Source organism: Streptomyces sp. NPDC030862, assembly GCF_055571835.1.
In genome coordinates this window covers 754,721-768,737 of the sequence record NZ_JBVIEN010000001.1, presented here as the reverse complement: position 1 = coordinate 768,737, position 14,017 = coordinate 754,721, and the positions used below count along the sequence as shown (strand labels likewise).

6 protein-coding genes and 1 tRNA gene are annotated in these 14,017 nt (G+C 70.2%); 2 read left to right on the top strand and 5 right to left on the bottom strand.

Annotation, left to right across the window (positions count from 1 at the left end; translation table 11 throughout):
• Positions 1–78: 78 nt before the first annotated feature.
• Positions 79–166 (top strand) — tRNA-Leu (locus tag ACZ42X_RS03450).
• Positions 167–340: 174 nt separating this feature from the next.
• Here ACZ42X_RS03450 and ACZ42X_RS03445 read toward each other — a convergent pair.
• The 5 genes from ACZ42X_RS03445 to ACZ42X_RS03425 form a co-directional block, all read right to left on the bottom strand.
• Positions 341–2,515: a UvrD-helicase domain-containing protein gene (locus ACZ42X_RS03445; protein WP_468283780.1), complete on the bottom strand. Its 2,175-nt coding sequence runs from the start codon at positions 2,513–2,515 to the stop codon at positions 341–343.
• A gap of 111 nt (positions 2,516–2,626) precedes the next feature.
• Positions 2,627–5,695 carry a pPIWI_RE module domain-containing protein gene (locus ACZ42X_RS03440; protein ID WP_468283778.1) on the bottom strand — a complete coding sequence of 1,023 codons (3,069 nt, stop codon included), beginning with the start codon at positions 5,693–5,695 and terminating at the stop codon, positions 2,627–2,629.
• A 16-nt stretch (positions 5,696–5,711) separates the two neighbouring features.
• Positions 5,712–9,422 carry a pPIWI_RE_Z domain-containing protein gene (locus ACZ42X_RS03435; RefSeq protein WP_468283776.1) on the bottom strand — a complete coding sequence of 1,237 codons (3,711 nt, stop codon included), beginning with the start codon at positions 9,420–9,422 and terminating at the stop codon, positions 5,712–5,714.
• Positions 9,415–10,608: a pPIWI_RE_Y domain-containing protein gene (locus tag ACZ42X_RS03430; RefSeq protein WP_468283774.1), complete on the bottom strand. Its 1,194-nt coding sequence runs from the start codon at positions 10,606–10,608 to the stop codon at positions 9,415–9,417. Before ACZ42X_RS03430 ends, ACZ42X_RS03435 begins: the two co-directional genes overlap by 8 nt.
• On the bottom strand, positions 10,601–12,157 hold the full coding sequence (locus ACZ42X_RS03425; protein ID WP_468283772.1) for a PD-(D/E)XK nuclease family protein: 1,557 nt from the start codon (positions 12,155–12,157) through the stop codon (positions 10,601–10,603). The genes ACZ42X_RS03430 and ACZ42X_RS03425 overlap by 8 nt, the downstream gene beginning before the upstream one ends.
• Before the next feature lie 308 nt (positions 12,158–12,465).
• Here ACZ42X_RS03425 and ACZ42X_RS03420 point away from each other — a divergent pair, with 308 nt between their 5' ends.
• Positions 12,466–13,983, top strand: coding sequence for a serine/threonine-protein kinase (locus ACZ42X_RS03420; RefSeq protein WP_468283770.1), 1,518 nt, complete (start codon positions 12,466–12,468; stop codon positions 13,981–13,983).
• Positions 13,984–14,017 lie beyond the last annotated feature (34 nt).

The window sequence follows — 14,017 nt, the reverse complement described above, 5'->3', positions numbered from 1 at the left end:
GGGTGAAGGGCACCTCAAACCCCTGGTAGAGTTATCCATGTCGCCGCGGGGAACACCCCGCGAAACGGCAGACACCTTGTCCGGGTGGCGGAATGGCAGACGCGCTAGCTTGAGGTGCTAGTGCCCTTTATCGGGCGTGGGGGTTCAAGTCCCCCCTCGGACACCAGCTGGGACCCCTGATTTCGATCAGGGGTCTTCTGCTTTCCCGGAGTGGGGCCGGTCCCACCCGGCCCGGTCGGCTCGCAAAGCCACCGGCCGGCCGGAACAGGCAGGTCATCTGCCGGTTCCGGCCAGGACCCCGCCACCTGGGAGAAGGCGCAGTCGGGCCTTGCCGGCCCCGCTAGTCGGCCACGGGGTCCAGCAGGGTTGAGCGTTCCCCGTGCCAGGAAACGGCCAGTGCGTCGCGCGCCCTGGTGCATGCGACGAAGAGCAGGCAGTGTTCGGCGAGCATGTCCGAGCGATGCTGCAGTGGGTCCACCTCGGCCGGCGTGACCTGCGGCGGGAAGGGCAGAACGCCCGCTGTGACCCCGACCATGGCGACGCAGCGGAACTCCAGGCCCTTCATGGCGTGCATGCTGGCGACCCGTACGCCACTCACCGCCGGGCCGACCGCGTCCTTGACGGCCACCGCCGGAATGCCGTCGCGGCGGAGCCGGGCGATGACGGCGTCGACCAGTGTGTTGAACCGGGCACACACCGCTATGTCGGAGGGGACGACGCCGTCGTCATCGATCCACGAGCGAACCTGCTGCACCACAGCGGTGAGCTCCTCATCCTGCGTCCGCCAGCCGTGTGCCGTCGGCCTTCGGCCGTGGAGCTCGGACCGGTACCCCGTCAGGCTGTCCAACTCGCCGTCTTCGTCGTCCTCGCCGAGGCGTTCGATGCGTTGGCCGTCGAGGAGGGACGCGGCCCACGTGAGGATCTCCTCAGTGCTGCGATAGTTGATCCGCAACCTGGTGGACCGGCCCGTCACCGCTATGCCCAACGAGCGCAGCGAAACCCTCGAATCGTAGATCCGCTGATGCGGATCGCCGACGAGGAAGAGATCGTCCGGTCCTGGCGCCACGCAGGCCCTCAGCACGCGCCACTGCGCAGGGTGCAGATCCTGCGCCTCGTCTACGACGACGTGTTGATAGCGGGGGCCCTGTTCCCTCAGCAGGTCCGCGGCCTGCGCGCAGATCTGGGGATAGGTCGCCATGCCACGGGCCGACACCGCGGCGCGGAAGTCCTCGATGGCGCGCCACAGCTGGGCGCGCTGCACCGGCCCTACCGGCGTGCCACGTCCGCGCCGTACACAGCCCAAGTACTCCTCCGGGCTGCGCAGGTCCTGCGCCAACACCACATGCCGCAGCTCCTGGGCCAGGAACTGCTCCGACCACGACAGCCCGTGCCGCGCACGGACCTTGGCCCAGTGGCTGCGCTCGGCAGCGCTACTCAGCCCCTTCGGCGCGCTGCCTTGCGCTTCACGGATCACGCGCGAGGCGAGGGCGTCCACGGTGGTGACGTCGACCCGGGACAGCAAGTCCTTGTCCGCCTCACCCAGCAACAGGGCCAGGTTCTGTCGGAGCGCGTCGGCCATGGCGTTGGTGAACGTCGTGAGCAGAATGCGTCCGTCGCCTCCGCGGTGGGCCCGGAGTAGGTGCCGCACCCGGTGCAGGGCAGCCACGGTCTTGCCCGTGCCGGGCCCGCCGGTGACCTGCGCGGCACCGCTGTACCCCGGGTGGTAGGCCACGCGCCGCTGGGCCGGATGCAAGAAGACCCGCCAGCGTGCGAAGTCGTCGGCGAGCACACGGTCCAGCTCATCTGCCCCGGTCACCTCGACGATGCGGCCGGGCGTGTTGCGGATGGCCTCGGCGATGCCTACTACGGCTTCCTCGCTGCCATGACGGCCGGCCGCAGGGCGGCGCTCGGTGATGAGCTGCTCCCAGACCTCCTTCGGACTGAAATCCTCGGCGAGAAATTCGAGTACCTCGTGCTGGTCCGCGGGCATCAACGGCGGTGCCACCAGGCGCAGGTCGTCACGGTCGACGCACAGCCGCACCAGCCGAAGTGTCTGGTCATCGATCCCGAGATCACGCAGTGTGGTGTCCGAGTGGCCAGCGAAAAGCCTGGCCGGCGCTTGCTGGGCTTTCGTCTCGAAGAACGGCTCCATGTACTCCAAAGCCGTGACGTTGCGGACCTCCAGAGCACCGGTGGCGCGGTTGACCGAGTAGGCGCGCTTACGAGCCCACTCGATGGCGTCATCGTGCTGCGCCACTCTGATGAGCAGAAAGGTGTCACTGCCGTCATCCGGGGCGAGAACCACGCCGCGGTACGACTTCGTGATGCGGATCGTTCTGATCCGCGGATCACGTGCGTGCTGCAACTGCTCCAGGTGCAGGCCCTTGCCCGAGTACAACTGCGCCACGGTGAGCTGCTGGAACATCCGGATGGCGTCACGGACGCCCGCGCGGACGTGCTTTTCCAGCCGGTCGTACTCCTCGAAGAATTCCTCCGAGATGGCCAGTCTGGGCATGGGGCTCCTCGTACGGTCCTGCATGGGATCTGATGGGACGACAGCCTACGGACCCCGTCCTCCGCATAGGGCGGTGAGACGGGATCCGTCGATCTGTCGTCGGTGAAATCGTCAGAAGAACGAGAGTTGCTGCATCTCGCCGGCTTCCGAGTGGTCGGGCTCGGGGAGGAGGGAGGGGGCCTCGACCCGGTCCGGGTCGGAGCCGGCCCGCATCTCGTCGGGCGACGGCGCCCCCTCTCCGGTGCCGTCGTCCTCCTCGGCCATCATCGGGAGGACGTACTCCTGAGCCTGACCCGCCAGATGCAGCGGAAGCGGCAAGGACAGTGCGTCCGCGTAGTCGGGGGCCTGCCGCAACTGATGGACCGCGAGCCCGATCGCCTCGGGACGGTCGCGCCGCCCTGCCGCGTCGCCGTCCGGGTGACACCCCAGGACAGTGATCTCCACAAGTGCCGGGTTGGAGGCCGGCGTACCGGCTTGCGAGGTGAGCTTGCCCGCTGCGTTGACCCGTGCGGCGAGCCGGTCCAGCGAAGGGGAGACCGGCTGGGTCCGCGGTCGACTCGTGGTGCTGTAGAAGACGCGGTCTTCAGCCGGACGCGGCCCACCATCCGCGACCTCATGGGCCCAGAAGCCCGCCGGTTGTCCATTGGCTTCACCAGGCGCAGCGACACCCCACCACTGTGCGGTCTCACGGCCGCCGCTTCCGCGCACCCGCACCAGCCGGAGATCCGTGTCGAGTCGCGAGGCGGGGGCGTGGCCCGTGCGGAGCATGTCACGTACCGCCTGGCCGTCCTGCAACCAGGGCCAGTGCAGCCGGCTGTTCTGCGCATGAGTGATGAGCACGGTGGGTGTGGAGTGCAGGGAGTGGAGCACCCGCTGAACGAAGCCGGAGGTCTCCTTGCGCTGCTGGGCGAGGTTCGAACGCCATGCCTTCGACGTGACGAAGGTGATTTCCGGAGGCGGGCTTGCTGTTTGCTGAGCGGGGATGAGGGGCATCGGCTCGCTGTACGCGTCGGGACCGATCTCCGCTTGCCGTACGAGACGCAGCAGGAAGGTCGGGTACGGTACCCAGTCGCGCAGTTCGTCGTCCCAGCCCTGGATCGACGCCGATCCGCTCGTTCCGGGAAGCGGGGTCACCAGCACGGCGACCGGCAGGTGCTTGGGCAGTCTGGTCGGGCCGTCCTTGCGGCGCTTGACCATCCAGAGCGCGGCGTATTGGAGCCCCTCGGGCAGCTCGCCGGCGAGCGTGTGTTCCGGCAGGACGCGCACACCGAGCTGCCGCAGGCCGTCCAGCCATGCGTTCGCTGTCCGGTGCTCCAGGTTGCCGTCGTTCTCGATGCCGCGTTCGGCGGAGGGCGTCACCGTGAACTGCGTGAGTACCCCGGCATCCGCACAGCCCAGCCGCAGAGCGAATTTCGGGTCTGTACCGCTCGGCCGGAAGGTGCTCCGATGCGGAATCTCCACCAGGGCCAGTGACGGCAGAGCCGTGTCCGCTCCATCCGCCTTCAGCCAGGTCCGCAGGTCACGGCGGCGTTCCTGCACGGCCTGCGCGATACGCGCTCCCTGGCCCTTGAGCGTGGTGTCGAGCACGAGCCGTTCCCCGAGCCCCTCGACCAGTGGCAGGCAGCGCAACCTCAGCACAGCCTGCTCCGTGTGCCACTCCAGAACGACGGGGACGCCAGGCCGGGCTTCCTCGAAGGCCCGGTCGGAAGGCCTGGGGGTCACCGTCGTGGTGCTGTGGTCGTCGAGGCCGAGGACCTCGACGAAGGCATCGACGGCCGCATCGCGCAATTCGGCGGTCTGCCACAGCAGCCGTGCCTCGACCACCGGGCGCACGCCATCCTCCGGCACGCCGCCGGTGAGAATCGCGACAGCCCGTGCCACCGCGGATCGCCGAACCTCGGCCGACCGCCTGGCCTCGGCCGCCTTGGCTTCGTTCCCCTGCGGCTTGGGCCGCCGGTTCGCCGGTGCTCCTACGCCACGCCCGACACGGACCAGGTCGGGCACTCGGACGACGCCCTCGGGCAGAGCCTGCTCGGCCCATTCGGTGAGCTGTGAACGCTGGTGCGGCATGAAACCCGTCCCGACCTCATGGCTGCCCATGCGTGTGTGGTGCGCGACGGCGGCCCACACGCCCGGACCGTCGCCGATCCATGCCGCGGGGTCGCTCAACAGCATCTCCGGGGCGGGAAAGCGGCCGCTGAGGCTGAGCTGGTGCAGGATCCCCGCCGGGTCGGTGTGCAGCCAGCCGAAGGTGTCCTCACCCTGGTTGCCGTTGCGTACCAGCCGGGCGACCGCATAGCGGTCACTGGCGGGCGCACCGGGAAGCCATGGGATTCGGGGCCGCAGATACACCGAGGTGGCCTGCCGGTAAGGGAGGTTCAGCCGGCCCGTTCGCGCACGCGGGTGAGTGGCCCACCGGCGCACCCCCCAGTGCAGATGGAGGCGAGGCCGCGGATCGAACGGGACGGTGTGCAGCGAGATGGTGAGAACAACGGAGAACCACCACTCCTTGCGCTTGATCGTGCGGCACAGCGGCTGCGACAGCAGCTCGGCGCCCTGTTCCTTCGGCCCGCGGGGCACGGCGCGAAAGCGCAGCGTGCCGCCCTCGAACACGTAGGGGTCCAGGTCGAGGATCCGCCGCGCCAGGGCGTCGGTGGCCAACTGGAACTGCCGGGACTCCGGAGAGGCGGTGCCGCCGTCGCCCGCCTGTGCTCCGAGCAGGTCTACGCCATCGACGCTCTGCCAGCGCGGAAGGTCCGTCTTGAGTGCGGCGCTCGTGCGCAGCAGCAGATCGCGGTGGGCGGGCGTGGAGCGGGCCTTCTCCGAGCCCAGGGTACGCAGCCAGGCGTCGAGTAGCCGGCCCATGGTGGGGCCCGGCAAGGGGTCGGGAGCATCGGACGGTACGTACAACCAGAAGTCCTCCGGAGGCGGGGCCCCCTCGCCGACCGGCGGGCGCGACCGGGGCCTGACGACCAGGTCGGGGGCGAGGGTTTGCAGCACGCCGTCGAGTCGCCGGGTGGGCACGGTACGCAGCCGCTTGTCCTCGGCACGGCCGACGTTGCACAGGTCGAGCAGCCCCTCGCGCCAGTGTTCCGGGAAGGGCAGCGCACGGTAGTCCGCGCTCCACGGGGCGGCATCCGCGTCAAGCGCGTACGCCGCGCGACGGATGGAACCGTACATCCTGTTCTCCTGTCGTTCAGAGGTGTTCGAGATGGCACAGGGCCTCGTACAGCGGCTGATAGAGGGTCCGTACGAGAGCGGGGTCGGCAGGATCGGCGCACCGGCCGTCGGCCGGCTGGTCGTCGAAGTAGGGGGCGAGGACCTCACGCAGCCGTACGAGCAGCCCTCGGTCGCGCAGCCACCGAGGCGGTGTGCCGGGGATGGGCAGGGGAGCCAGTGCCGCCGCGGCCGCGGGGGCGAACGCCGCGTCGACGAAGACCACGCGGGCCGGCACACCGCCGCGCACCAGCCGACCGATCACCTGCCAAATGGTGACCAATTGGTCCCAGGCGAACGACGTCTTCTCGTCGTCCGACAGCACGGAGTAGATGTACGGGCGCGACAGCAGATGCCGCCAGACCCGGCGTGCGGCGGAGCGGAACTCACGTCCGGCAGCGTCGAGGCCGTCGGCCTTGCCCACGAGCTCGCTGAAGATGCCCTGTGCTCCGCCGCCGGGCAGGTCCCGCACGAACCGGGAGGCCCAGTCGTTGACCGCCAGGACCGCAAGGGACAGGTCGTCCGGCCGCGGGTGCGGACGTGCGAGGAAGAGCACCGTGCCGAAGGCGGCCACCCGTTCCTCCCCGGGCCGCCCGGGTACGGTCAGGATGTTGTGCCCGCGCTCGATCGCCAGCAGCGGCGCCACCAACAGTTCCGCGTCCAGGTCGTCGGCGAAGGAGGCGAGGTCGCCCCGCCGCACCGCACTCGCAGAGCCGGGGGCCGCTCCGGTGGACGGGACGTCCCCGTCCACCGCGGTGTCGAGCTCGGCGTCGTCCGCGACGAGTACGCGTACCCTGCCGTGCCAGCGTGGGATCTCGTCCAATGCGTCGGCGGCGATGGCCGCTTCCCGATAGCTGCCGACGAGCAGAAGTGCGCGCCTTCTGCGGCTGTCGGCGATCCGGCCCAGCTCCTGCTGAAGCGGCGCAGTGTCCTCCCCCCGGCCCGGGCGGGCAAGCCGGGAGACCATCAGCCGCAGCACGGCCTCGCGGTCGTCGGGGTCCTGCCCGGAGAGCCGGATGGGCCGGCCGGAGTCGTCGTACTGGAACATGAGGCGGAGCTCGGTCTGTCGGACTGCGTGCACCGCACGCTCGTGGGGCTTCAGTACGGCACGGACGGGCGCGAGCACATGGGCCCGGGTCGACGTTCCGGCCCAACTGGTGCCGGACATCAGCAGCACGTTGGGGCCCGGCACACCCTGCTCGGGCACGGCTCCCAGCTGCGGGAGGGTGAGCAGGAGTTCCCGGCCCACACCGGCACAGCGGAAGAACCGCAGGGTGCCGGTGAACCGCCCGTCCGCGTCCCGGGCCCGTTCACGGTCGTCCGGCAGGTACTGGAAGCCGAGGACGTTGCCCATCGGAGCTTCCGGCACGAGCGGCGCGTAGTCCAGGGGAGGACGGCGGGTGAGGTCGTTTCCTCCGGTGTCCAGGTGGAGCGCGGCTTCCACCTGTGGCCACAGGAACGTCACACGGTCGAGCCGCTGGTGCAGCGCGGCGACGACGAGCGTGAACTCCAGCCTTCGCGCGGACCGCTCCAGCCAGGCTTCACTCAGGGGGACGTCCGCAGGATCGGTGTCACCGGCACGGGTACGTCGCGGCGTGCGGCGCTCCGTGGCGCCCGGTGCGCCGTCGAGCAGCGTGTTCAGAAGTTCGCGGACCCGGGCGCGGGTGTTCTTCTCGTTCAGGGTGTGCAGCAGGTCGTGTGCGAGACGGGTCAGCGAGTCGGTGGCCGTCCGGTAGGGGCCCCGGTCACCGAGTGGGTCGTCACGGAACGCGTCGAGCACGCGGGTGACGTCCTCACGCCGTGCGGCGTACGGGTCGTGGGGCTGGGCTGGAGCGCGGTGGTCCGCCTCTGCGCCGAGGTCCTCCTCGTCGTCGTACAGCGCACCCTCGTCCTCGATGGCCTCCTCGTCGTCGGGCACGGTGGGTACGGGGTACCACTCGTTGATCAGCCGCTCCTGGAGGGTCCAGGCGCTGAAGTAGTCGATCTGGGCCCAGTCCCGCAGGTCCTTGTCGCCGATGAGCATGGCGTACAGCCGGTCGGTGGCGGATCCGACCACGTCCAGCGCGGCGGACCAGCGTCCCACGTCGCGGTCGGACAGCGGCAACCTGCCCTGTCGCGCCAGCTCCGCGATCTCGTGGGTCTGCAACCGGTCGAGCCATGACTCGGGCCCCCGGGTGACGAGGGTCGCGGAGGGCGCGAACATCCGGTCCAGCTGCATCTGCACCCGATCCGCCTCGTCGACGACGATGATGTCGCTGCGCAGACAGGCGAGCTCCAGGTAGCGCAGCCGTTCCTCGTTGAGCTGGCGTGGCACGGGACTCTGCACGAGGCTCGCCGGGTTCGCCACCCAGATCAGCGCGTTGACCAGGTCGCGCGACGGCCGATGCCGTGGGCAGGCGCTCCACAGAGGGCAGGCGTGCGGATGGCGTAGGACCTCCTCGTCAGCTTCCTCACCCTCCGCCTGGTGTACACCGGGGGTGGATTCGGCTGCCACGAGTCGCAGCAACTCCAGGCCGGCCGGCTGGTCGTCACCCGGTGCGGAGGTGCCGGTGGCCGGCCGGCGAGCGGGATGCAACCCGCCGCACGGCGCGTCCGCGTACCGGAGCGGTGTGGTCGCGTCCAGCCCGCGCTGCGCGTCGAGCGGGCACGCCGTACTCAGGTGCTCGAACACGCGGCCCGTGTGGTCCAGCAGCGAGCGCTGGCCGCGGGCGGCAAGGCGTCGGTGGAGCCGCTGGGCGTGCTGCTCGCGGGTGGTGTGGCCCTGCACCAGGGCGGCGGCGAGGCCGAGGGAACGGAACAGTTCCGTGAGGTGCAGCTGCTCGGCCACATCACCCACCACCAGCGTGATGCGCAAGCCCCGCTGGTGAGCCCAGACGGCGATCAGCGTCATCAGGGTCGACTTGCCCGCGCCGACCATGCCGACCAGATGCGTCAGCTGGTCCAAGACCAGTTCGCCGGCAGGCGTGAAGGAACCGCCGTCCGCGGTACGTGAGTCGAGCCTCAGCTCCGCCAGGCGACGCTCCCAGTCCCCTTTCGGCAGTCGGCGGTGGCTCTCCTGAGAGTCCATCCACCGTGCGGCGTCAGCCAGCTCGGACAAGGGGATGGCGCAGGGCCCGCCGGGTCCGGGGCGCCCCGCCGCGATGTCGTGTCCCTCCACACGTTCCAGCAGCAGCTCCTCGGTCACCGTCACGGACGTACGCCTGCGTCGGTCCATGAAGCGGTACGCGCCGGCTTCCGCCCACGGCAGGGGGTTGGAGGCGAAGGGAGGCAGCGCGCCAAGCGCCGCGTCGTAGACCCTGAAGCGGTGCGCTGCGACGGGGGGAGAGACCCGCCGCGCCGGCCCACCCCCCGGAGAGACCCGGTAGCCGCGCAGTCGCTCCGGCAGGTCCAGATAGGCGTCCAGGCTCTGCTGCCACATGCGACGCCGCCGCATCGGCCAGAGCAGATGACGGGCCGCCGTCAGCGCCAGGCGTTCGGCGGGCCCTGGCGCGATACCCGCGGCCTGCGCGAACGGATAGCCACCCAGCAGCGTCCACACGCCATCCGCCGGGCGTCCGTCGTCGAGGGTCTCCATGAGCCTCAGGCCCAGTTCGACCTGGCACAGGAGGGCCGGTTTCACGTCCGCGTGCTCGGCGGGCCAGGGCCGCAGATCCCTGACCAGGGGGTCGTACCAGCTGCTGCGGTCACGCATACTCGTCCGTTCCCTTCCCGGTGTGTCCGGCGGCCATGGGTGCGATGCGCGAGGCAGGTCCCCGATCACCACTCAGCCGGGCGTCCGCCGCCGCGATCAGCTGTTCGTCGGTCAGCAGACGCAGACCTCCGGCGCGTTCACCGCGCTCTCGCTCGTACACGTCGAGGTAGTCGCGGCGGGCGTCGACGCGGAACCGCGGTACGACCCAGCACGCCTCGTCGTAGTGCGGGTCGCGGGTCACCGCTTCCGCCGCTCGGCCCAACAGGCCCGGATGGGCCCAGTCCTTGACGTCGATCGCCCACACATGGCGGTCTGGAAAGACCACGCGGAGGTCGTACGCGTCATAGCCCGGCCACATCTCCACCGTGAGCCCTCGGCCACGCAGCGCACGCTCCAACGAGGCCTCGGCACGGCCCGGTCCGGTCACGAACTGCCGCAGTGGCCGCTTGAGCTGCCGGACCTCGCCGCACTGCTCCACCCTTAGCTCCGAGCCCGGCGGCGGTGTGCCGAGAGCACGGCACTGGTCGCGCTCGCACCACCATCCGCCGCCCTCAAGCGGCACGAGCAAGGTGAGACAGCGTCGGCACGGTGTGTACGCCCCCTGCCGCAGGTAGGCGTGAGGCACGGGCGAGTAGATGATGCCGAGCAGCTCTCGGACCGGATCGAGATAAAGATCGGTCCCGAGCTCGAACCAGTCCGTCTCGGTGAGCACCGGCTGGTTGACGAGCAGCCGCCGGAAGGCGGTGTACGCCTCGGGAGAGGCCGCGTCCCGGCAGGCTCGCATGGCCTCCGCGATCACCAGGCGGTCGTACTGCCGCCCCGCGCTGTCACCACGCCCTTTCACCGCAAGCTCATGGCACAACTGCGTGGGTCGCCCGGACGTTTCGTCGATGAGCCGGTCACCGCTATCGGGCAGCGCTTCGGCCAGCCCTTCCAGTGGCCAGCTCCCCACGGGCCGCGACCTGCACCAGCGCAGTAGCTCCGGCACCCCTGCCGGGGGCCGGGCCCCGCTGCGCAGACAGGCCAACACCACCGCGTCCAAGGCCCGCTGGGCTTGGGCCGGGTACGGCAGCGTGAAGGAATCGAGGTGCGTGACGTCCTCCAGCTGTACGACGGCGGTGGCGACGTCACGCAGCAGTCGCACATCGGGGTGAGCGAGCGGTCCGCCCGGAATCGCGTCAGTCATGGGGCCCCGTTTCCTCGGCTGCCGACGAGGCCTCGGTGACGTGCGCATCGCCGGGCGCGCACCACGGCCGGGCCCGGCAGGAGTGGCAGTGGCGGCCGGTGCGCGGGGCGTAGGAGACGTCGTCGAGCAGGGGCTGGGCGAGTCCCGCTATGACCGTGCGTGCCTCCTCCACGACGTCGGGCAGGCCTACGTCGAGGGACTCCAGCCAGCTGTCCCCCTCATTGAGGAGTTCGAGCTCCACCCGTGAGCGCTGCGGGTCCGAGCCCGGCACCGCTCCGGAAGCGAGCAGCAGTACGCCCAGAGCGAGCTGCGGGTACTGCTTCATCAGCGCCGTCCTGTCCCACAGAGGACTCGACGACGTCTTGGTCTCGCGCCAGATCCAGCTGCCGGAGCGGGTGTACAGCAGGTCGGGGTCGGCGATCACCACGACGTCCAGCTCCGGGACGTACGCGGTGACGCGGGGCTGTACGCGTACCTGCTCCTGTGCACCCAGGCGGTCGAGCGGGCACAGCGACCGGTGCTCGCGCAGCATGGCCGCGCCCTGCAAGGCGAGCGGACCCTCGAGCCGGTGCCCACCAGCCGACCAGGCCCCCGAGCCGGCCGGCACCGGGAGGTCGCGGCAACCACGAGGGGTACGCGGCCGGGTGCGGTGGTACTCGTTCAGCCAGGCGTCCACCGCCCTGCCACGCACGGCGCCCTCGTTCTCCTCCTGCAGGGAGTTGAGGTTCAGATGCCGGACGAGGTGGTATTGAGCCGGGCACTCGGCGTGCAACCGCAGGTCCCATGCGGACAATGAGCGCCGCTGGCGAGCCGGTACGGTCGGTGTGCCCTGCCACAGGCCCGGTGCCCGGCGTAGGGAGTCGCATGCGCTGATCGCCTTGCACTCCACGCAGCTGGAGCCCGGCCGGATCGCCGTACCGGTCGCCGCTTCATGGAATACCGGGGCCGCGTGCTCGGCGAACCGCTGCCGGACCTCGTGCTGGTCCCAGTCGAGGATCAGTCGCGTACTGCCGTCGGCGCTCCCGAACCCGAACGCGCGTACCCGGTCGGGGGGCCGTGGGATCCGGCTCTCGCTTTCCGGCGGGGCGACCCCCCTGCGCGGCCGGGGCCCGGGCTCACCCAGCGCCAACACGTGGGCGATGGCCGCCTTTTCGGCCTCCGACCTGTCGTGCTTGGCTCGGCCGAAGGACGGTAACCAAAGGTCGCGCACCGCACCGTCCGGGGAGGCGTACCGTCGCCCCCAGACGGTGTGTTCGTACTGCTGCGCTTCTCGGGCATCCGGCATAGGACGCTTGCGCGTACGAAAGATCCACTCGTGGCGTACCGGCTCGGTTGCGGGGATGCCGGCCTCGTGGGACGCCAACTGCTCCGCCTGGCGCGCCGCCATGAAGCGTCCCAGCACCTCTGCTGTCCATGCCAGGAGCGAGGGATGCGCGGGAGCGTCCCATCCTCCGAACACGCCTTGCGTACGGTGGAGTTCGGCGACCACCCGTTCCAGGGGCCAGCCGCGGTGCTCGATGTGATCGAGGGCTGCGAACAGCGGTCCCATTCCGAATTCCTGGCGAGGCGGGCGCCGGTACGGCACTTCCGGATGGGCCAGGAGGAGCGGGCGGATCGCCGCTCGGAGGTGAGTGGGGCACGCGGTGGGGTCGGTGCGGGCCTTGGTGGTGCTGACCCTGATCAGCCAGGAGTGCCCCGTGGTGCCAGGTGGAGGGGACATGGCCGCTCCCTATGACAGGCGTGGTGAGCAGAGCCGGGCCCTGCGCCACGCAGCGGTCGGTAGGGCACCAGCATGCCATAGGTCGGCTGTGAACTAAGTGCACTGACAAAAACTCCCTCGTCGCTTTCACGCCCGCTATGCTGACGCCTAGTCAGTCACAGCTTTGGTGTGCGGGAGGAACCTCGTTGGACGGCGGGTGGGAGCAGGTCCGGACGGGTGAGGTGCTCGACGGACGCTACGAACTGGACAGACCCATCGGCAAAGGTGGTATGGCCGAGGTATGGCGCGCGACCGACTCCACCACCGGACGCGCCGTGGCCGTGAAGTTCCTCCGGCCGGACACCGAGAACCTCCAGCAACTCGACACCCGGGAACGGCTCGCCGAGATCGACACGCTGCGGGCCAGGTTCCGGCGGGAAGGCGCACTGCTGGCCGGGCTGTCGCACCCCGGCATCCCCGAACTGTACAGTCGGGGATCCCACCGCGGCCTGCCCTACCTGGCGATGCGGTTGGTCGACGGCGTCACCCTGGACACCTTTCTCAAGGATCACGCCCCGCTGATCCTTCCGGCGGCGATTGCCGTCGCCGCCCAGGTCGCCGACGCACTCGCGTGCGCACACAAGCGGCCGGTGGTACACCGGGACCTGAAGCCGCACAACATCATGCTGTCGGAGGAGGGGGTCGCCGTTCTCATCGACTTCGGCATCGCCAAGCCCCTGGGCGCCAACGTGACCCAATACACCCGCCACGGCTCCACCCTCGGAAGTCGTGGCTACCAGGCCCCGGAGCAGATCCTGGAGAAGGAGCCGACGGCCCGCACCGACGTGTACGCCTTGGGTTGCGTCTACTACAAGCTGTTCACCGGACGCGCGCCGTTCGACGCGGACAGCACCCAGCTCCTCAACCACCACCATCTGCACGACGAGCCGCCGCCGCCCGGCCTGCACGCCGCCGCCATTCCCCCAGAGCTGGACGAACTCGTCCTGCGCATGCTCGCCAAGGCCCCCGAGGGTCGTCCCACCATCGACGAAGTGCGTTCCGTCCTCTCGCCCATGGTGCCGCGCCCCGCAGATCCCCCACCGCGCCCGCGCCTGCACCCGGATCCCACGCTGCCTTACCGCGTTCCCGTCGATGCACCGCCCGCCGGGCAGCCCGTGGCCGGACACGGGAACCTCGAGGATGACGACGAGTGGCTCGACCCCAAAGAGGTGGAACGGCTGTGTCAAAGAGCTCGGGACGAGCTGTACGACGGTTCCCCGGACGAGGCGGTCAGCCGTCTCGCAGAGCTCGCCCCGCGGGTGCGCGAGGAGTGGGGATCTCGTCGGCCGTTGGTCCGCGAGGTGTGGTTGCTCGCGGCCGAAGGGCTACGCATCGCCGGCGACTGCGGCGGGGCGGCGCCCCTCTACGACGAATTGGCCGGCAAGCTGGTCCACGGCGACACCCCGCACAACCGGGCCGAGCGCGCCGTGCTGCGGCTGCGGGCAGTCGAATGCCGTCTTGCGTTCGGCGAGATCCCCGCCGCTCTCATGGCGATCGACGAGGCCAGGACGCTTGCCGCCGGGCTCCCCATTGCTCAGGCGTCCTGGGTGGAGCAGGTGTGCCGGGAGGTGGCGGTGGACGTGGCCGAGAGGAGCGCGCGGAACGCGAACGGATAGCCGTCACTCGCCCCGGTCACCGTCACCCGGTTAC

Excerpts from the sequence above, each read along its gene's own strand:
- ACZ42X_RS03445 (WP_468283780.1), bottom strand. The coding sequence starts at position 2,515 with ATGCCCAGACTGGCCATCTCGGAGGAATTCTTCGAGGAGTACGACCGG.
- ACZ42X_RS03440 (WP_468283778.1), bottom strand. The coding sequence starts at position 5,695 with ATGTACGGTTCCATCCGTCGCGCGGCGTACGCGCTTGACGCGGATGCC.
- ACZ42X_RS03435 (WP_468283776.1), bottom strand. The coding sequence starts at position 9,422 with ATGCGTGACCGCAGCAGCTGGTACGACCCCCTGGTCAGGGATCTGCGG.
- ACZ42X_RS03430 (WP_468283774.1), bottom strand. The coding sequence starts at position 10,608 with ATGACTGACGCGATTCCGGGCGGACCGCTCGCTCACCCCGATGTGCGA.
- ACZ42X_RS03425 (WP_468283772.1), bottom strand. The coding sequence starts at position 12,157 with ATGGGACCGCTGTTCGCAGCCCTCGATCACATCGAGCACCGCGGCTGG.
- ACZ42X_RS03420 (WP_468283770.1), top strand. The coding sequence starts at position 12,466 with ATGCTGACGCCTAGTCAGTCACAGCTTTGGTGTGCGGGAGGAACCTCG.